The sequence below is a fragment of the Nocardia sp. NPDC046473 genome (assembly GCF_040645995.1).
In the GTDB taxonomy this organism is placed as follows: Bacteria; Actinomycetota; Actinomycetes; order Mycobacteriales; family Mycobacteriaceae; genus Nocardia.
The window spans coordinates 465,238-484,599 of sequence record NZ_JBEYZJ010000006.1 but is presented as its reverse complement, the minus strand read 5'-3'; the positions used below and the strand labels follow the sequence as shown (position 1 = coordinate 484,599).

19 protein-coding genes are annotated in these 19,362 nt (G+C 67.1%); 5 read left to right on the top strand and 14 right to left on the bottom strand.

Annotation, left to right across the window (positions count from 1 at the left end; all coding sequences use genetic code 11):
• Positions 1 to 49 precede the first annotated feature (49 nt).
• The gene (locus tag ABZ942_RS23780) at positions 50 to 1,084 is read right to left on the bottom strand and encodes a Ppx/GppA phosphatase family protein (protein ID WP_357385419.1); all 1,035 of its coding nucleotides are present in this window, start codon (positions 1,082 to 1,084) and stop codon (positions 50 to 52) included.
• A 143-nt stretch (positions 1,085 to 1,227) separates the two neighbouring features.
• Here ABZ942_RS23780 and ABZ942_RS23775 point away from each other — a divergent pair, with 143 nt between their 5' ends.
• Both ABZ942_RS23775 and ABZ942_RS23770 read left to right on the top strand, forming a co-directional pair.
• A complete protein-coding gene (locus tag ABZ942_RS23775; RefSeq protein ID WP_357385884.1) occupies positions 1,228 to 2,025 on the top strand; it encodes a hypothetical protein in 798 nt (265 codons plus the stop codon).
• Positions 2,026 to 2,104: 79 nt separating this feature from the next.
• Positions 2,105 to 2,437, top strand: coding sequence for a hypothetical protein (locus ABZ942_RS23770; protein ID WP_357385417.1), 333 nt, complete (start codon positions 2,105 to 2,107; stop codon positions 2,435 to 2,437).
• A gap of 138 nt (positions 2,438 to 2,575) precedes the next feature.
• Here ABZ942_RS23770 and ABZ942_RS23765 read toward each other — a convergent pair whose 3' ends face one another.
• The 10 genes from ABZ942_RS23765 to ABZ942_RS23720 form a co-directional block, all read right to left on the bottom strand.
• A complete protein-coding gene (locus ABZ942_RS23765) occupies positions 2,576 to 3,265 on the bottom strand; it encodes a response regulator transcription factor (RefSeq protein ID WP_069160635.1) in 690 nt (229 codons plus the stop codon).
• Complete coding sequence (locus ABZ942_RS23760; RefSeq protein WP_135233643.1) at positions 3,262 to 4,497, bottom strand: ATP-binding protein; 1,236 nt, start codon at positions 4,495 to 4,497, stop codon at positions 3,262 to 3,264. Before ABZ942_RS23760 ends, ABZ942_RS23765 begins: the two co-directional genes overlap by 4 nt.
• A gap of 114 nt (positions 4,498 to 4,611) precedes the next feature.
• A complete protein-coding gene (locus ABZ942_RS23755; protein WP_357385414.1) occupies positions 4,612 to 4,953 on the bottom strand; it encodes a helix-turn-helix domain-containing protein in 342 nt (113 codons plus the stop codon).
• Positions 4,954 to 5,021: 68 nt separating this feature from the next.
• Positions 5,022 to 7,052: a CocE/NonD family hydrolase gene (locus tag ABZ942_RS23750; protein WP_357385412.1), complete on the bottom strand. Its 2,031-nt coding sequence runs from the start codon at positions 7,050 to 7,052 to the stop codon at positions 5,022 to 5,024.
• Positions 7,053 to 7,256: 204 nt separating this feature from the next.
• Complete coding sequence (locus tag ABZ942_RS23745) at positions 7,257 to 9,314, bottom strand: CocE/NonD family hydrolase (RefSeq protein WP_357385410.1); 2,058 nt, start codon at positions 9,312 to 9,314, stop codon at positions 7,257 to 7,259.
• 526 nt (positions 9,315 to 9,840) lie between these two features.
• Entirely contained in the window at positions 9,841 to 10,578 is a 738-nt protein-coding gene (locus ABZ942_RS23740; RefSeq protein ID WP_357385407.1) for a phosphoglyceromutase, read from the bottom strand.
• Positions 10,579 to 10,630: 52 nt separating this feature from the next.
• On the bottom strand, positions 10,631 to 11,542 hold the full coding sequence (locus ABZ942_RS23735) for an ROK family protein (RefSeq protein ID WP_357385405.1): 912 nt from the start codon (positions 11,540 to 11,542) through the stop codon (positions 10,631 to 10,633).
• Positions 11,543 to 11,552: 10 nt separating this feature from the next.
• A complete protein-coding gene (locus ABZ942_RS23730) occupies positions 11,553 to 12,047 on the bottom strand; it encodes a YbjN domain-containing protein (RefSeq protein WP_357385882.1) in 495 nt (164 codons plus the stop codon).
• A gap of 5 nt (positions 12,048 to 12,052) precedes the next feature.
• Positions 12,053 to 13,450, bottom strand: a complete 1,398-nt coding sequence (gene mshA / locus ABZ942_RS23725; RefSeq protein WP_357385403.1) for a D-inositol-3-phosphate glycosyltransferase — start codon at positions 13,448 to 13,450, stop codon at positions 12,053 to 12,055.
• A 115-nt stretch (positions 13,451 to 13,565) separates the two neighbouring features.
• Entirely contained in the window at positions 13,566 to 14,387 is an 822-nt protein-coding gene (locus ABZ942_RS23720; protein WP_357385401.1) for an alpha/beta hydrolase, read from the bottom strand.
• A gap of 73 nt (positions 14,388 to 14,460) precedes the next feature.
• Here ABZ942_RS23720 and ABZ942_RS23715 point away from each other — a divergent pair, with 73 nt between their 5' ends.
• Together ABZ942_RS23715 and mscL are read left to right on the top strand one after the other, a co-directional pair.
• A complete protein-coding gene (locus ABZ942_RS23715; RefSeq protein WP_357385399.1) occupies positions 14,461 to 15,195 on the top strand; it encodes an SDR family NAD(P)-dependent oxidoreductase in 735 nt (244 codons plus the stop codon).
• A 132-nt stretch (positions 15,196 to 15,327) separates the two neighbouring features.
• Complete coding sequence (gene mscL / locus ABZ942_RS23710) at positions 15,328 to 15,783, top strand: large conductance mechanosensitive channel protein MscL (protein WP_357385397.1); 456 nt, start codon at positions 15,328 to 15,330, stop codon at positions 15,781 to 15,783.
• On the opposite strand, the gene ABZ942_RS23705 is transcribed toward mscL, so the two are convergent.
• The 3 genes from ABZ942_RS23705 to ABZ942_RS23695 form a co-directional block, all read right to left on the bottom strand.
• Positions 15,784 to 16,275, bottom strand: coding sequence for a hypothetical protein (locus ABZ942_RS23705; RefSeq protein WP_357385395.1), 492 nt, complete (start codon positions 16,273 to 16,275; stop codon positions 15,784 to 15,786).
• Positions 16,276 to 16,311: 36 nt separating this feature from the next.
• Positions 16,312 to 17,544 carry an Ig-like domain-containing protein gene (locus ABZ942_RS23700; protein WP_357385393.1) on the bottom strand — a complete coding sequence of 411 codons (1,233 nt, stop codon included), beginning with the start codon at positions 17,542 to 17,544 and terminating at the stop codon, positions 16,312 to 16,314.
• Between the two features lie 68 nt (positions 17,545 to 17,612).
• A complete protein-coding gene (locus ABZ942_RS23695; protein WP_357385392.1) occupies positions 17,613 to 18,707 on the bottom strand; it encodes a UDP-N-acetylmuramate dehydrogenase in 1,095 nt (364 codons plus the stop codon).
• 24 nt (positions 18,708 to 18,731) lie between these two features.
• On the opposite strand from ABZ942_RS23695, the gene ABZ942_RS23690 reads away from it, so the two are divergent.
• Positions 18,732 to 19,217, top strand: a complete 486-nt coding sequence (locus tag ABZ942_RS23690; protein ID WP_357385390.1) for a DUF2505 domain-containing protein — start codon at positions 18,732 to 18,734, stop codon at positions 19,215 to 19,217.
• Positions 19,218 to 19,362: the final 145 nt, after the last annotated feature.

Below are 19,362 nucleotides of genomic sequence, written 5' to 3'. Positions count from 1 at the left end.
GCGCTGTGTTCCGTCACGCGCGAGACCCGCGGTGACACGATTCGCTCACTCATGACGACACCGTTCCTATCGGCCCCGGTAGCGCGGCCGCGTCGCCGGTCGCCTGGCGGCCACTGCTGGCCGCCGGGCCCGGTAAGCGTGTCGCTCGGGGTCCGCCATTCATGTCGGTATCCAGTTTGCGCAGGATCAGTCCTTCTCGCAGCGCCCATGGACAAATCTCCAGGGATTCCAGCGATAGTGCCCGCATACTCGCCTCCGCGACCAATGCGCCAGCCACCAATTGCTGTGACCGATCGGAACTTACGCCTTCTAATTCTGCACGGTCGGCCGCCGTCATCCGCGAGATGAACGCAATCAGTTGGCGCAGACCTGAGCTGGTGAGTGTACGACGAACCCGAGGGCCCGCCGCCGAGGGTGCCGCTCCGGTCAGCCTGGCCAGCGAGCGGAAGGTCTTCGAGGTGCCGACCGCCAGATCCGGTTTGCCGGTATCGAGCAGCTGTTTCGCGGGCAGCGCGAGCTCCGCGTCGAGCCAGTCGCGCAGCACGTTGACGCGGCGCTTACCCGGCGGATCCTCCTTCAGCCACTCCCTGGTCAACCGTCCGGCACCGAGCTGCAACGACAGCGCGAGATCGGGTTCCTCGTCGCCGCCGTTGGTCATTTCCAACGAACCGCCGCCGATGTCGAGATTGAGGATGCGGCCCGCGCTCCAGCCGAACCAGCGGCGCACCGCGAGGAAGGTCAACCGAGCCTCGTCGACCCCGGACAGCACCTGCAGCGCGACGCCGGTCTGCGCGCGAACACGCGCGAGCACGTCCTCGGAATTGGTCGCCTCGCGCAGCGCGGAGGTGGCGAACGGCATCAGCTCGACGCACTTGGATGTCTCGGCGATGCTGGCGAATTCGGCGACGGTGGCGATGAGCCGCTGCGCACCCGCCTCGGTGATCCTGCCCTCGTCATCGATGTTTTCCGACAGCCGTAAAGTGGCCTTGGTCGAGCTCATCGGCATGGGGTGACCACCCCGATGCGCGTCCACCACCAGCAGGTGGACGGTATTGCTTCCGACATCGAGTACCCCAAGCCGCACATGAACACGGTACTGGGTGATCCGGTCCTATAGGTTAAGCGACTGAACTGTTAGCGTTCCGAGGTGTGACGGTAGGCGCATCAACCAGCGGCCCGACCCGGCCCCGACCAGCGGGGAAGATCGATCCGAGTCCCGAGGTCGATATGGATTTCCCCCGCGAATGGATCGAGTTCGTCGATCCAGCAAACGACGAGCATCTGATCGTCGCCGATTTGACCTGGCTACTGTCGAGCTGGACGTGCGTCTTCGGCACTCCGGCATGCCAGGGCATCATCGCCGAACGACCCGACGACGGCTGCTGCTCGCACGGCGCGTTCCTGTCCGACAAGGACGATCGCAAGCGGCTTCAGAACGCTGTGAAAATGCTCACACCCGAGGATTGGCAGCTGATGGGTGAGGCGACGGACGCGGCGGGCAAGGTGACCAAGAAGGGCTACCTCGAGCTCGACGAACTGGAGGACGAGCCCGCGCTGCGCACCCGCCGCTTCGACGGTGCCTGCATCTTCCTCAACCGGCCCGGCTTCGAGGGCGGCGTGGGGTGTTCGCTGCACAGCATGGCGCTGCGGCGCGGCATCGAGCCCCTGGAGGTGAAGCCGGACGTGTGCTGGCAGTTGCCGATTCGGCGCACCCAGGAGTGGGTGGACCGGCCCGACGGCGTGCAGATCCTGCGCACCACGGTCACCGAATACGACCGCCGCGGCTGGGGTCCCGGCGGCGAGGACCTGGACTGGTACTGCTCCGGCTCGCCGGACGCCCACGTCGGCACCCGGCCGGTCTGGCAGTCCTACGGCCCGGAGCTGAAGGAACTGCTCGGCGCGCCCGCGTACGAGGAACTGGCCAGGCACTGCAAGCGGCGACAAGGGCTCGGGCTCATCGCGATTCACCCGGCGACGGTGCACGCGGAGCGGATGCACGACAGCGCCGATCACGCCACCGCCTGAGGCCCTCGGAATGCGAGCTTGCACCTCGTTCACCTCGAAGGCATGCGATCTTCACCTATTTGCGGTTTGATGTGCGGTCATGTCCAAGAAAGTTTTGACCATGGCCGCCGTCGCGCTCGGCGCCGCGCTCTGTCTCCCCGCGATCGCCAATGCCGAACCGAACGGTGATCCGGCCAAGTACTTCGACTTCACCGCGGACTTCTTGCCCGCCAACACCCCCGACGCCGTCGGCGCCGCGGCGGCAGGCAAGAACCTGATCATGAGCCCGTACGGCACCTCGCGCACCATCGCGTGCCGCGGCACCAGCGCGGCGGACGTGTACGACTGCATGCAGGAAGACGACCTGGGCTGGATCTCGTTGCGCAAGATCGACGTTCCGGGCGTCGGCCCGACGTGGACCTACCTGCCCTGACAGCAGACAACTCAGTTACGGCCGAGGGCTTCGCAGCGCCCTCGGCCGTTTCTTTTGGCCGGCAACGGAATTCGGGCACACAGGCAGCACTCGACTGCCGACCGGGGTCGGCAGTCGTTGGCCCGCTAGAGCTTTAGCTCACGCCTCTAACTTGTAGCCCAGCCCGCGGACCGTGACGAGATGTTCCGGCTTGGCCGGGTCCGCCTCGATCTTCGAGCGCAGCCGCTTCACGTGCACGTCAAGGGTTTTCGTGTCACCGACGTAGTCGGCGCCCCAGACGCGATCGATCAGCTGCCCGCGGGTGAGGACCCGGCCGGAGTTGCGCAGCAGGTATTCGAGCAGGTCGAATTCCTTGAGCGGCAACGTCACCGGCTTGCCGTTCACCAGCACGGTGTGGCGGTCCACATCCATCCGGACGGGGCCCGCTTCCAGCACGCCGCTCTCATTGGTGCCGTCCAACTCGTCGCCCGCGCCGCGGCGCAGCACGGCCCGAATGCGCGCGATCAGCTCGCGCGCCGAGTATGGCTTCGTCACGTAGTCGTCGGCGCCGAGCTCCAGCCCGACCACCTTGTCGATCTCGCTGTCCCTTGCCGTCACCATGATCACCGGCACGCCGCTGCGGGTGCGCAACTGCTTGCACACGTCCGTGCCGCTCATGCCTGGCAGCATGAGATCGAGCAGCACGATGTCCGCACCGGACCGATCGAACTCGGCGAGCGCGGATGGTCCGTCACCGACAACGGTGACTTCGAAACCCTCCTTGCGCAGCAGGAACGCGAGCGGATCGGCCAGCGACTCCTCATCCTCGACGATCAACACACTCGTCATCTGCGTGCCTCCACACCATTGGGTCGGCCCGGCCCCGAGGGGCGCGGGCTTGTTTCTCTCATGCTCACCGTCGGGCCTGCGGAATCCTCTTCTCCGTCGGCCTCGTGGTGGGCAGGTATTCGCAGGGTGAACGTCGAACCGGTGCCCAACTTGCTCCACAGGGTGATCTCACCGTTGTGGTTGGCTGCCACGTGCTTGACGATAGCCAGGCCGAGGCCGGTACCGCCGGTGGCGCGCGAGCGGGCCTTATCCGATCGGAAGAAGCGTTCGAACACCCGCTCTTGGTCTTCTTTCGCGATGCCGATGCCTCGATCGGTCACGGCCATCGCGACATGGTCGCCACGTAATGACCGGCTGACCGACACATGGGAGCCGGCCGGTGAGTACGCTATCGCGTTCTCCACCAGATTTGATAGGGCTGTGACCAGCAACGTTTCGTCGCCGAGCACTTCGAGCCCACTTGGTCGGTCGGTACTGACGGTGATTCCGGCGGCCTCGGCGGCGGTGCGCGAACGGTCCACCGCCTGCATGACGACGGTGTCTACGTCGACCACCTCGAGCTCGGGCAGCTTCTCCGCGCCCTGCAACCGGGACAGCGCAATGAGTTCGGTCACCATTTTGCCGAGCCGCCGGGACTCACCGAGTACGCGCTGTCCGAAATGTCGCACCGCCTCGGGATCTTCGGCGGATTCGAGCATGGCCTCGGCCAGCAGGCTCATCGCGCCGACCGGGGTCTTGAGCTCGTGGCTGACGTTGGCGACGAAGTCGCGCCGGGTGGCCTCCATCCGGGCCTGCTCGGAATCGTCGTCGGCGAAGAGCACGGTGAAGTTGGTGTCTTCGCGCGATAGCTGGCGGGCCACGCCGCGCACCGCGATCCGGCCGCGGCCGGGCACCGGGTTCTTCGCGGTGAGGTCGAACTCGGCGGACTCGCCGGTGGCCAAGACCTTCTCCACCGCGGCCCAGGCGCGCTCGTCGAGCAGCCGGTTGCGGACCAGGCCGAGTTCCTCGGCGCGCGGGTTGACCAGCACCACGTCGCGGTATTCGTCGACCACCGCGATGCCGCTCTCGGAGGCGAGCACGATCAGGTCGAGCACCTGCGACATCGTCAGGCCGGAATCCGCCTGCCTGCGGGCCTGCTGCCTGGCATTCATATAGGGGATAAGTAGCCCGCCGACTGCCAGACCTACGACAGCCGCAAGGACTGCCAGTAGGACGGCTTGCGGAACACTCACCCTTGAATCGTACGGTCGCGTAGGACGTATCCAACTCCGGGTACACGATGTTTCGTGCAGGTCATGGCCACTTCTGACGCTGTTAGCCAGCCGTTTACGCGCCGTTGGGTATGTCTAAGCCACACCGTTGTGTGTGCTGGTCGAGGCCGGATTTCCGTCGTCCTCGGCGTCGCGGCCCGCTTCGGTCAGCTCGTATTCGACGCGCGGCGGGGCTTCGGCGTAGCGGCGCCGGCCGATCAGGGTCATCCGTTCCATCCGGCGCAGGGTCTGGGTCAGCATCTTCTGGCTGCTGCCGCCGATCGCCGCGCGCAGGTCGCTCGGGCGCAACGGGCCGTCGCGCAGCAGATAGACGACGACCGGTAGCCAGGAGTTTCCGAAGACGTCGACGCCGATCCGGGCGGGACAGTCGGATTCGGCGTTCGTGCTTTCGGAAGACGCTGTCGCCTGAGCGTGCACTATTCGCTCATACCCCGCGAGTTCTAGCTTTGATGCGCGATAAGTGCACGCTCAGACCGGGTTACGGTTTACCAGCCCGGGTTCCCGCGTAGCGGGATATTCACGAAACTTGGCTGGTTCTGGTCGAGCAGCAGGTGTTGCGGACGCAGTCCGCTGTCGACGAGGAGCGGCATCGGCGGCAGGCCGCGCGGAAAGTTGCCTGCGTAGACGTCGACGCGCAGCCGGTGTCCCGGTTGCAGCACCGCTTCGATCCCCGGCACCGAAATGTCCAGCGCCGTCGGCTGTCCCGGCACGGTGGGCTGCCTGGTGTCCAGCGACAGGTCCGGTACCGGCTCGGCGTAGTCGCCGTTCGGCAGACGGGTGCTCCGGCCCTCGTCGATGGCGCGCAGCGAGGAGACCAGCTGCCCGGAGGACAGCACCGACGACTGCCCGTCCGGGGCCACGTCATTCACGGTGACGGTCCAGTAGCCGTCGGTCGCGTCGTGCATCGTGTTGAGCCGCACCGCGATCGGGCCGGAAATGCTGGTCGGCTCGGCGACCGGTGCGCTGGTGAAGGTCAGCCCGCCGAGTTCCTGGATGCGCGCGTCCTTGCTGCAGCCATCGATGATCGACGTCGCGCCCGCCGACTCCTGCGCCATGTCCCGCGAGCACACCCCGGTCAGGCCGGGCGCGACGGTGAGCTGGTCGACGGCCGGGCTCGGCGCGCCGAACAGCGAACCGTCGTGCACGCTGGTCGCGGTCCCACTGGGCGCCGCGGACAGGTACATCCGCCGGTAGTCGACGCCGGGCTGCGGGAAGGACGGCGAGGTGATCCAGCCGCCGCCCTGCTGGCGCACCGTCACCGGACCGTACTGGTCGATGCCGTTGTCGATTCCCTTGAGCCACTTGTCGAACCAGGCGCGCTGCAGCACGTCCATCCGCGGCGGCAGTCCGGGCCGGCCGGACTCGTTGCCGTTGCTGATGTGGTAGCCGTCGCCGACGAAGAGCTGTTTCTGCCCGGGCGGCAACGGAATCTGCCGATACACGTCGGCCTGCGAGTTGACGAACACATCGTGCCAGCCGCCGGTCACGAAGGTGGGCACGGTGATTCGGCTCGGATCGGTCTCCCACGACTGCCGGAACGGGCTGTCCGCCTGCAGCAGCGACTGCACCTTGGGATCGAGCTGGTCGATCTCCGGGGTGACCAGGACGTTCAGCAGGGCGTCGACGAAGGTGAACGGATCGGCCAGCCGATCCTTCAGCCACTGCAGGTCGAACTGACCGCGGGCCGCCGCCGCGAGATCCGGCACCAGCTTCGCGCCGTTGACCGCGAGCAACCAGGCGGGCATGAAGGTGACGCCGATCGCACCGCCCGGTGCGACCAAGTCGCGGAACGGATTTCGGCTCGGCACCACCGGGAAGATCGCCTTCAGCGCGGGCGGGTTCTTCGCGGCTACCTGCAGTTGATTCAGGCCGGAATAGGAGACGCCGTTCATCCCGATGTTCCCGGTGGACCACGGCTGGTGCGCGGTCCAGTCGATCACCTCGACCGTGTCCTGCTGTTCCCGATAACGCAGCAGATCCCAATCACCTTGGGAGAAGCCGGTTCCCCGGACATCGACGACGACCTGGGTGTACCCGCTCTTGATCAACTGACGATCCACGGTGAAGTTGCGCAGCAGCCCACCGCCGAGCGCCTTGGTCAGATCGGTGATGCCGGAGAACGGGGTGCCCGACAGGTCGACGTCGCGCGCCACCTGCATCACCGCGTCGGACAGCCACGGGATCGAGATCATGCTGTCGGCGATCATCGAGCCCAATTTGGTATAGGGCGTCATATTGACGATGGTCGGCGTGGGCGTCGAAATCGGTTGTCCCGCAGCATCGGCCGGGTGATAGACGTTCCCCTTGAGCACGGTGCCGTCGCTCATGATGATCGGCACGTCCCATTCGATGAAGACGTTCGGATATTGCTGCGGCCCGTCCTCGGTGGCGGCCCACCCGGCACCGGTGGCGCCGCCGTCCGGGCCGACCGGGGTCGCGGTGGCCGAGGGTGAAAGGAAGGGGGACAAGGCCACCGCCGCGACGAGCAACGCCGCGGTTCGGAGCGCATACCTCATTGGATCCACTCTCTTCGGGAACAGATGCTCTCTAACCGTAGAAAGGGAAGCAGGAACTGTCTCAGATTCGCGGCAGAACAGCGAAAACTCGTGCAGGTTCACAAATATCGCCGCGCGGAACTGATACAACGCCCGAAATGCGAAAGGGCGCCTGCGCTCGAAAGTATCGAAGCAAAGGCGCCCTTTCGGGTATTCAGACCGAAATCACCAACCGGGATTTCCGCGCACCGGCACATTCACGAAGCTCGGCCGGTCCGGATCCAGTTGCACGTGCTGCGGTTTCAGCCCGGTATCGAGCAGCATCGGCAGGATCGGCAGCCCCTTCGGGAAGTTGCCCGCGTAGACGTCGACGCGCAGGCGGTGCCCCGGCTGCAGGATCGCCTCGGTGGCGGGCAGGGCGATATCCAGGGTCGTCGCCGCACCCGGCACCGTCGGCTGCCGGTGTTCGAGCGAAGTGAACGGCCGCGGATCGGTGTAGTCGCCGTTGGCCGACTTGCTGCTGTTGGCCTCGTCGACCTCGCGCAGCGACGCCATCACCTGCCCGGAGGACAGCACGGTGGACTGCCCGTCCGGCGCGACATCGTTGACCGTGGTCACCCAGTAGCCGTCCGCCGCGTCCTGAACGGTGTTGAGCCGCACCGCGATCCGGCCGGAGACGGTGGTCGGCTCGGCGACCGGGTTGCTGGTGAAGGTCAGCCCGTTCGACTCCTCGATCCGCGAGTCCTTCGCGCAGCCGTCGATGATCGACAGGATGCCCGCGCTGCCCTGCGCCGCATCGTTGGAGCACAGACTGGTCAGGCCGGGCGCGACGGTGAGTCGCGCGGTGTCGCCGTTGGCGTCCGCGGTCAACGATCCGTCGTACACACTGTTCGCGGTGCCACTGCGGTTGGCGGACAGGTACATTCGCCGATGCGTCGGCTCCTGCGCGCCGGAGTTCTCGGTCGGCTCGGCGAACGAGTCGGTGGTGATCCAGCCACCGCCCTGCTGGCGCAACGTGATCGGACCGTACTGATCGATGCCGTTGTCGATGCCCTTGAGCCACTTGTCGAACCACGCGCGCTGCAACACGTCGAGCCGCGGCGGCAGGCCGGGCTTGGCGTACTCGTTGCCGGAATTGACGTGGTAGGTGTTGCCCATCAGCAGCTGCTTCTTACCGGCGGGCAACGGAATCTCGTTGTAGATCTTCGATTCCGAGTAGGTGAACAGGTCGTGCCAGCCACCGGTGACGAAGGTCGGCACCTGGATCTTGGACGGATCGCTCAGCCAGCCCGCACGCGGCGTCGAGCTGCCGGTGAGCAGTTCCTTGGCGCGCGGGTCCAGGTCGTCGATGCGCGCGGTGGTGTAGACGTTGAGCAGCACGTCCATGAACGTCAACGGATCCTGGACGCGATCGGCCAGCCACTTGGTGTCGAACTGTCCGTTGAGCACCGACGCCAGGTCGGGCACCAGCTTGAGTCCGTTGATCGCGGTCAGCCAGAGCGGGATGAAGTTGAAGCCGAAGCCGCCGCCGGGTGCGAGCACGTCGTTCATCAGGTCGCTGCCCGGCACCACGGGGAAGATGGCCTGCAGCGCGGCCGGGTGCTTCTCAGCGGCCTGTACCTGGTTGATGCCGGAGTAGGAGATGCCGTTCATGCCGATGCGGCCGTTGGACCACGGCTGCGCGGCGGCCCAGTCGATCACCTCGACGGTGTCCTGCTGCTCGCGCTGGCGCAGCATGTCCCAGACGCCCTGGGAGAAGCCGGTGCCGCGCACGTCCACGACCACCTGCGAGTAGCCGCTCTTGATGAGCTGGCGGTCCACGGTGAAGTTGCGCAGCTCGCCGCCGGCGAAGCCCTTGGTCAGGTCGGTGACGCCGGACAGCGGGGTGCCGCTCATGTCGATCTGACGGAGCAGGCCGAACAGGGCGTCGGACAGGCCGGGGATGGCCTGGGCGTGATCGGCCAGGTTCGACACCAGCTTGGTGTACGGCGTGAGGTTGACGACCGTCGGCGTCGGCGTATCGATAGGCCTGCCGGACGCGTCCGCGGGGCGATAGACGTTGCCCTTCAAGACAGTTCCGTCACTCATCGTGATGGGGACGTCCCATTGGATGTTGATGTTCGGGTACTGCTGCGGACCATCCTGGGTCGCTTGCCAGGAGGCGCCCGCGGCGCCGCCGTCAGGACCGGTCGGGGTGGGCGCGGCGGAAGCGCCGCTGGTGAGGAAGGGGACGAGCATCGCGGCGGCAACTGCCGCGACTGTTGCGCGCAACACGTGCTTCATCAGTCGTGATCTACCTCTCGGGCTGGTCGAACGACCAAAGTGTACATACCTACTTGTCGGTAATGACAAGGGGTAACACGTACTTCTTTCGAATAGAGGTTCACATACAGCAACCTCGGCGATCATGCCACGCCCAAACCGCAGGTAACAAGCCTGCCGTCAGCTGATCGCCGGGAGAACCAGTGCTCACTGTGCAGTTGACCGAACTAGCCATCCGCCACTGGCACCCAGTCGACCAGTGTGTCGGAGAACACGTCCGGCCGGCGCAGATCGCATCGCGCCCACCCGGCGTGAGCAACCCGACGGCAGACCGTCGCCGACGCTGCAATCATTCGAGTGCCCGCTGTCATCTGTCACTCACACACGTGCGCGGAGACCGTGAGAGACGCTGGGGCCCAGCGGAAAAGGGGCTGGTCCGATGCAATCGCGAAAGCCTGCCGGTACATAGGCAATTCAAGCGAGTAGGGCCGAAACAGCAACGCGCCGCGCTCAATTCAGAGCGCGGCGCGTTGGTGGTCGGTAAAGGTTATTTGCCGCCCTGATTGGCGACAGCGGCGGCGCCGGCGGCGGCCGCTTCCGGATCCAGGTACTCGCGGGGACGAACCGGACGCAGGTTCTCGTCGAGCTCGTACCGCAGCGGAATGCCGGTCGGAATGTTCAGACCGGCGATGTCCTCGTCGGAGATCTGATCGAGGTGCTTGACCAGCGCCCGCAGCGAGTTGCCGTGCGCGGCGACCAAAACGGTCTTACCGGTGAGCAGATCCTTGGAGATGGTGTCCTCCCAGTACGGGACCATCCGCTTGACCACGTCGAGCAGGCATTCGGACTTCGGGACCTCGATGCCCGCGTAGCGCGGGTCGCCCTCCTGGCTGTACTCGTCGCCCGGGTCGATCGCCGGCGGCGGGGTGTCGTAGCTGCGGCGCCACAGCATGAACTGGTCGTCGCCGTACTTGTCCCGCACCTGGGCCTTGTTCTTGCCCTGCAGCGCGCCGTAATGCCGCTCGTTGAGCCGCCAGTCCCGGATCACCGGGATCCAATGCCGGTCGGCCGCGTCCAGCGCGATATTGGCGGTGCTGATCGCGCGGCGCAGCAGCGAGGTGTAGACGACGTCGGGCAGGATGCCGTGCTCGGCCAGCAGCTCCCCCGCGCGCTTGCCCTCGGCGATGCCCTTGTCGGTCAAGTGCACGTCCACCCAGCCGGTGAACAGGTTGAGGGCATTCCATTCGCTCTCGCCGTGGCGCAGCAGCACGAGGGTGTAGGTCATGCGGGCCATCCTTCCATGTGTCGAAAATGGGGTCGCAGTGTTCCCCGCGAGGTCAGGGCCTCGGGTCGATCTCGCCGGTGGCGGCGCCCGCGGCGAGCACACCCGCGCCGACGAGGGTGGCGCCGTTGCTGATCCGGGACGGGATGACGCGCAGTTCGCGGGTGAAGTCGAGGCGCGCGTGCTTGTCCAGCGCCGCCTGCATCGGCTTCCACAGTGGCTCACCGGATTGCGCGAAGCCGCCGCCGATGACGCAGATGTCGACGTCGAGCAGCGCGGCGGCCGAGGCGATCGCCTGACCGAGCGCGGTGCCCGCCCGGTGCAGCGCCGCGAGGGCGATCTCGTCGCCCGTCTGCGCGGCCTCGGACAGTTGAAGGCCGGTCTTGCCTTGCCAGCCTTGCTGCACCGCCCAGCGCACCGAGGACATGCCGCTGGCGACCGCCTCGACACAGCCGACGCCACCGCACAGGCAGGGCACGTCCCAGCCGGGCACCACGATATGACCGATGTGACCGGCATTGCCGGTGCGTCCCATGACGACTCGGCCGTCCGCGATGATCCCGCCGCCGATGCCCGACGAGACGGTCATCGCCAACCCGTTCGGTATCCCGCGCAGCGCGCCGACATGATGCTCGGCCAGCGCCAGGCAGGCGCCGTCGATCGCGAATCGGATTGCCGCCGTGGGGAACAGCTCCTGCACCGCGGCGACGATCGCGAACCCGGACTTCCATTCGGGGATGTTCAGCGGGGCGGTGACGCCGGTGCGCACGTCGACCGGTCCGGCCGAGCCGATGCCGATGGCGGTGATCGCCGTGTCTCCCACCACCTCGAGCAGCAGCCCACGGCAGGCCGCCCACACGTTCTCGGGCGGCACATCGACCCGGCGCACCTCAGGCACCTCGAGGCCGTTGTGGACCAGGCCTGCCGCGAACTTTGTCGCGCCGATATCCAACGCAAGAACCGTCATCGCAGTGAACTTACGGCTTGTCGGCGGCGTCTACCAGGTGTTCGAAGGCGCGCAGGTTCTTCAGCGATTCACCGCGCGAGACGCGCCACTTCCATTCCTTGCGAATGGATTCGGCGAAGCCGAGTTCGAGCAGCACATTGAAATCCGCGTCGACCGCCTCGAGGATCTGCCCGAAGAGCCGGTCGAGTTCGTCGGCGGTGACGGCGTGGGTGGCAGTCTGACCGACCAGATAGATGTCGCCGACCCGGTCCAGCGTGTAGGCGACGCCGTAGAGCCTGCGGTTGCGCCGCAGCAGGAATTTGTAGACGCCCTCGAAGTTTTCGTCCGGCTTGCGGCAGACGAACGACTCGATGCGCACGCCGTGCTTGCCGACGGTAAGCATCACGGTGGTCTTCAGTTTGCGCTCGCCGGGCAGGATGACGACGAAGACTTCTTCGCCGGAACGGTCGTACTCGATCTCCCGATCACGCAGGGTCTCATCGATCAGCTGAGCGGTAGCCTGCACCTCATTCACCGACGTGCTCCCATCCGACGCCGCCACAGCGCCCGCGACCTGGCCTGACTGGATTCCAGGCTAATGCGTTCACGCGTGTCGTCACGCGACGCACCACTCATCCGGCCGACGCCGATCCCGGCCCGCTCGGCCCGGAAATCTTCGAGTGCGGCGGAGTAGCTGGCGAGCAACCCGTCGGCGGTGTGCTCCCAGGAGAAGTTGGCGGCATGCTCGACCGCGCGGCCACTCATCCGGCGCAGGCGGTCGGGATCATCGAGCAGATAACCGAGGGCGCCAGCCCAATCCGGCGTGCGATGACCGGGGACCAGCAGGCCGGTTTCGCCGTGCCGGACGGCGGTGCCGAGGCCGCCGACATCGGCGGCGAGCACCGGGGTGCCGCTGGCCTGGGCCTCGATCGCGACCAGCCCGAAGGATTCGTTGTAGCTCGGCACCGCGACCAGATCGGCGGCGCGATAGACCAGCACCAGGCGGTCCGGCGGCTGCGGCGGCAGGAAGGTGACGCGGTCGGCGATGCCGAGTGCGGCGGCGAGCTCGATCAGCGCGTCCGGGCGTTCCAAGCCGGTGCCGGACGGGCCACCGACGATCAGCACGCGCAGCTTGTGGTTGGGATCGGTGCGGAGCACCTCGGCCGCGGCACGCACCAGCACGTCGGGTGCCTTCAACGGCTGGATCCGCCCGACGAACGCGACGACCTGTTCGTCGGCCGCCAAGCCGAGCGCCACCCGAGCGGCCGCCTTGTCGCCCGGTTGATACCGGGTCAGGTCCGCGCCGGGCGGCACCACGTCGATGCGTTCGGGCTCCGCGCTGTACAGCTCGACGAGCTGGCGGGCCTCTTCGGCGGTGTTGGCGACAAGTCGATCCGCTTCGCCGATGACCTGCTTCTCGCCGATCTCGCGGGTCATCGGCTCCGGACAGTCGCCGTCGGCGAGCGCGGCGTTCTTCACGGCGGCCAGCGTGTGCGCGGTGTGCACCAGCGGCACCCGCCAGCGATCCCTGGCCAGCCAGCCGACCTGGCCGGACAGCCAGTAGTGCGAGTGCACGAGGTCGTAGTAGCCGGGCAGGTGGCGCGCCTCCTGGCGCAGCACTTCCGCGGTGAACGGGCAGAGCTGGGTGGGCAGGTCGTGTTTGTCGAGTCCCTCGAACGGGCCGGCCACCACGTTGCGCACCAGCACGCCGGGGCCCGCCTCTTGCACGGGCGGCAGATTGGAGGCGGTGGCCCTGGTGAAGATCTCCACCTCGGTGCCACGGCGGGCCAGCTGGAGCGCGGTTTGCAGCACATAGACGTTCATGCCGCCCGCGTCGCCGGTGCCCGGTTGAGCCAGTGGTGAGGTATGCACCGATAAAACGGCGACACGGTTCGGCCGTAGGTCCGGGCGTTGACTCACACTATCCATAGTGCACGTTGGATTCCCGGCCTCCATACCGTCACGCTCCCAAGTGAGAGCTATCACAGGGGTTCGGTGAACCCGATCACACCGTCGCGGGACGCCGACCTGGGACGACGCGGGATTACAAGCTGTCGGCGAACATGCTGATCTCGGCGACGAAGCGGGCCCGATCCTCGATGAACAGACCGTGCTTGGCGCCCTCCCAGAACGACGCTCGAGCGTCCGGTGCGGCCTCGAAGATGTAGCGGCCGTTATCGATCGGGACCACCGGATCTTCGGTGCCGTGCAGCACGAGCACCGGAATGTCCAGTGTGCGAAGGGTTTCCGTGTTGTCGACGGTCCGGTAGAACAGCGCCTTGCGCACCGAGGGCGCGGTGGCGAGGCTGGCGCCGAAGAGGCGCTGGGCGTCGGCGCCCTTGTCCGCGCCGGGCCCGGTATTGGCGTTGCCGAAGGCGCCGAACGCGCGCACCGCGCGACCCGCGCTCTCCTCGAAGACACCGGGCATAGCGGCGGCCATGGCGGCACCGGTGGCCGCGCCGGGGACGTCGCGGCCGATATTGGCTTGCGAACCGGTGAAGACTGCGCCCGCGATCGCGCCGGTGCCGTAAGCGGTCAGGTAGTCGCTGAGCACGATGCCGCCGTAGGACCAGCCGAGCAGGATCGCCCCGGTCTCGATGCCTTCCGCGGCCAACACGGCCGCGACATCGGCGGCCCAGTTCTTCGGGTCGTCGTAGCCCGCGGCGGGCGCGTCGGAATAGCCGTGGCCGCGCAGGTCGACGGCGAGGACCCGGAAGCGCGCGGCGAGGTCGTCGGCCGCTTTACCCCAGCAGTGCAGATTCGCCGACCACCCGTGCAACAACACCAGCGGACGCGCGTCGGCGGGGCCGCTCACTCGGTAGACGATGTTCGTTCCGTCCGCGCTCACCGCGTCCCGAATAGCCATACCGATCAGGCTAACGGTGATCCCCGCAACAGCGCCCCTGCCCGCAAACGGCCTGCACCTAGGATCAGCTGGCATGAGCACTCGCACCGCTGTTGTCACCGGAGCCAGCTCCGGCATCGGGGAGGCCACCGCCCGGGAACTGGCCGAACAGGGCTATCACGTTTACGTCGGCGCCCGCAGGCTCGATCGCCTGCAGCGCGTCGCCGACGAAATCGGTGGCACCGCACTGGAACTCGACGTGACCTCGGACGAGTCGGTGCAGGCCTTCGCCGACGCGATCGAGCGCGCCGACATCCTGGTCAACAACGCGGGTGGCGCGAAGGGCCTGGCCTCGGTCGCCGAGGCCGACCTGGACGACTGGCGCTGGATGTGGGAGACCAACGTGCTCGGCACGCTGCGCCTCACAAAGGCGTTGCTGCCCAAGCTGATCGCCTCCGGCGACGGCCTCATCGTCACCATCACCTCGGTCGCCGCCTTCGTCGCCTACGACAACGGCGCCGGCTACACCTCGGCCAAGCACGCGCAGGCCGTGCTGCACCGCACACTGCGCGGCGAACTGCTCGGCCAGCCGGTGCGCCTCACCGAAATCGCGCCGGGCGCAGTGGAAACCGAGTTCTCGCTGGTCCGCTTCGGCGGCGACGAGGAGCGTGCCGCCAAGGTCTACGAGGGCATCGACCCGCTGGTGGCGCAGGACATCGCCGAGATCATCGGCTTCGTCGCGTCCCGGCCGTCGCACGTGAATCTCGACCAGATCATCGTCAAGCCCCGTGACCAGGCCGACGCGGGTCGCTTCGCGCGACGCACCTGAGCACTGATAGCTGAAGCGAATTACTCACTGACCGCAGCAGGTTAGCGGCGAGATTGCTGAATCTTCGCCGGTTACCTTCTGCCGTTAGCATCTGAGGCTTTGACGTCTACCTCAGATCGGAGTTGTCGACTCATGTTCAAAGGCTTCAAAGAGTTCCTGATGCGCGGGAACGTCATCGACCTAGCGGTTGCCGTTGTGATGGGCACGGCGTTCACCGCAGTGGTCACCTCGGTGACCAAAGGTGTCGTGAATCCTTTGCTCGCGGTGTTCGGCAACCAGAACGAGCTCGGCCTCGGCGTTCAGTTGATCGCGGACAAACCGGCGACCTTCATCCAGATCGGCCCGATCATCACCGCGTTCATCAACTTCTTCGTGGTCGCCGCCGTGCTGTATTTCGTGCTGATGCTGCCGATGAAGACGATCAAGAACCGCTTCGGCACCACCAAGGCGGCCGAGCCCACCGAGACCGAACTGCTCATCGAGATCCGCGACCTGCTCGCCGAACGGCACGACGCCGTGCGCGCCCAGCGGGCGGCCGATCGCGCGGTCGAGAACGACCCGGAACTCGATTCGTCGCTGCGACGCTAGTCACTGCCAGACAGCGCGCACCTCGTCGGCCGCAGCCTTGCCCTGCCGCAGGCCCGCAGCGAATACCGCGGGCCAGCTGGATCGGTCGTCGAGATCCGGGCCGAAGGTTTCGATCGCGACCGGGTCCGGGACGATCCGGGCGACGCGACGCACGCTCGACGGCACCGTCGTCGGGAAGACGTGGGCCAGCGGTTCGATCAGGATCAACGTCGACATGCCTTCGGCCAGATCGGCATTCGAGCCGTTGCGGGGCGCGCCGTCGATGTAGCGGTGCGCGCCGATGGTGACCGGCGCGGCCATCCCCGGCATCGCCGTGCTCGCGGTGACCACCCGGTGCACCGGCACGCCGTCGGCGCCCGCCGAGGCGCCGACCAGCAGGTCGGCGTCGGCCAGCTCGATCCTGTTGCGGCGCAACCCTTCCACCACGCCGAGTGACCATGCGGTGCCGACGACCCCACCCGGACCGAGCACTACCGCACGACGGTTCACCACATCACCCTCCGAACCTCGATCCAGCTGAGATCGAGATTAGCGGGGCGGGCCGGGCGCGACCGGGGTCGCGGAGACGACCGAGGTGGAGCCGTCCTCGGCCGACATGGTCTTCCAGGTGGCCCAGTCGATGGTCCAGTCGTAGAGGTCGCCGTCGGCGGCCGACAGCGGGATGGAGGTGCCGGTGACCTCCACCGGGTCGCCGTAGAGCGCGGTCGGGAAGTACGCCTGGGCGTCGCCCGGCGACAGGTTGATGCAGCCGTTGGTGACGTTCGAAGACCCTTGGGCGGACACCGATTCCGGGTTGGCGTGGATGAATTCGCCGTTGTTGGAGATGCGTACGGCCCAGCGCTCGCGAACGTTGGTGTAGAAGGGCGGATTCGACATCATGAAGTCTTCGTGCTTCTCGGTGACCACGTGCAGGCCGGAGCGGGTGACGTTGCGTGGCTCGTTGCCCTCGCCGTAGCTCACCGCGAAATCGAAGATGGTCTTGCCGTTCTGGACCACCTGCATGCGGTGGCTCGGCGCGTTGGCCTTAACGATCTGGCTGCGGCCGATGCGGAAATCCGTTGTCAGATCGGTGTATCCGTAGTTGCCACCGCCGAGATCGAGCCCGTAGAGCTTGGCCGAGACGTGCACGGTGGTGCCGGGCACCCAGTAATCCTTGGGGCGCCAATGCAATCGGGAGCCGTTGTCGTCGGGGAACCAGGCCCACGCGCCCTCGGTGGGCGGGTCGGTGGTGATGGTGAGCGCCTTCTCCACCTCGGCCTTGTTCTGCACGGAAGCCTTGAACTGCAGGATGATCGGCGCGGCGATGCCGACCTCCTGGTTGTCGGCGATATTGACGGTCGCCGGGACGGTGTTCTTCGGCGCGAGCGTGCTGAACTTGCCCTCGATCGGGACGGGCTTGCGATCGGTGCCGATCGCGGTGCCCGACCAGGTGTAGGTGGCGTCGTAGCCGAGCGGCTCGGTGATCTTGTAACTGCGCTTGTCCGGGGCGAATTCGCCCGCGACCTGCTTACCGCCGGCGTTGGTCAGCGCGACCTGATCGATGGTGCCGTCGGCGACGGTGACCGAGGCCGCGGTGGTCGGGTTGACCTTCTTCGCATCGTTGCCCGGTGCCAACGTGACCTTGGCGACGGGGCCCGGCTCGCGGGGAGGATTGTTGTTGCCGCCGCTGCCGCTGCTACATCCGGCCACCAAGGCGACCACGACGAGCAGCACGGCCGACACGGCGGCAACCGGTCTGCGGATCCCTGGACGGTTGCTCACCTCATCGAATTTACGCGGGCAAACTCGTTCGGTCGGCTAGCGAACGGTGTGGTGTCCGTTTCACCCGGTTAGAGTGAGACATCAACCGTGACGGGTTCGGGCTCGAGCCGGATACCGAATCGCTCGGCCACGCCATCGCGCACCGTCCTGGCCAGATCCACCAGATCCGCGGCGGTCGCACCGCCGCGATTCGTCAGCGCAAGCGTGTGTTTCGTGGACAATCGGGCCGGGGCATCGGGACCGGGAAAACCCTTGGCGAAACCGGCCCGTTCGATCAGCCAGCCCGCGGAGAATTTGACGCCGTCCGGCGCCGGATAGGTCGGCACCGTGACATCACCCACATGCGCCGAGATCGCCGCGCGCACCTCGGGCACCCGGTCCTCGGGCACCACCGGATTGGTGAAGAAGGAACCGGCGCTCCAGGTGTCATGGTCGTTGGGGTCGAGGACCATGCCCTTGCCCGCGCGCAAATGCAGCACGGCATCGCGGACCTCGGCGGCCGGGCGGGATTCGCCGTTGTCGGCGCCGAGCGTGGTGGCGAGCTCGCCGTAACGCAACGGCGCGCTCGCACCGCTCGGATCGAGGGCGAAGTCGACCGCGAGCACCAAGGCGTCATCGCGATGCTTGAGCACGCTGGTGCGGTAACCGAAACCGAGCTCGCCGGGCTCGACCCAGCGGATCGCACCGCTGCGGCGATCGAGCAGCCGCACCCGGCGCAACAGGTTCGCTACTTCCGCGCCGTACGCGCCGACGTTCTGCACCGGCGTCGCCCCGGCCGAACCCGGAATTCCGGACAGGCATTCGAGGCCGCCGAGCCCCGCCGCGACCGTGGCCGCGACGACCGCGTCCCAGTTCGCGCCCGCCTCGGCCAGCACGCCGTCCGCGCTCAGCTCGACGCCCTCGGTCGCCACCCGCACCACCACGCCGTCGAAGCCCTCGTCGCTGATCAGCAGGTTGGAACCGCCTGCGATGAGCAGCACCGGAATGCCCGCGGCATCCAGCGCGCGCACCGTCGCGACCAGCGTTTCGGTGCTGTCACATTCGGCGACCGTGGCGGGACCGCCGACCCGCAGCGTGGTCAGCTCGGCCAGCGGCACCGATTCGCGGATCCGGGCGCCGGTGGCGGCCAGCACATCCGACGGCACCACACGTGAAGTTCGCACAGGCAGACGGTAGCGTGTCCGACCATGGCTACACCGCTGGCGTACACGGCCCGCTACTCGCATCCCGCTGCCGCCGTGCGCGCGGCGTTCGCGAACGACCAGTACTGGAAAGACCGCGTTGCCGAGGTCGGCGGGCCGAACGCCCGGCTCGACTCGGTCGACGTGAACGGCAACCAGATCCGCGTCCAGCTGGTGCAGGCCATCGCCGCCGAGCTGCTGCCCGCCGCGATCACCGCGGTGCGCCCCGGCGACCTGATCATCCCCCGCGTCGAGACCTGGGACGGCGATGCGGCCACCTTCCAGGCCACCGTGGAGGGCGCGCCCGCCGAGGTGCGCGGCACCATCACGCTGCGGGAGGACGGCGCGGGCTCGACCACCGCTGCCAACGGCACCATCGAGGTCAAGATCCCGCTGTTCGGCGGCAAGATCGAATCCGCGATCGCCGAGCACCTGACCGAGGTGCTGAAGAACGAGGAAGAGTTCACCAACAGCTGGCTCGACACGCACTGACACGCGGCTGTCGGTATCGATTCGACCTGATCGATACCGACGTTGGCGACCACAACGCGCGAGGCCATCGAGCGCCGTTCGCGGCCCGTCTCGCGTCCGAGTGGCCGAGACTAGCGCCTGCGGCGCATGCGCTTCGGCCACTCGG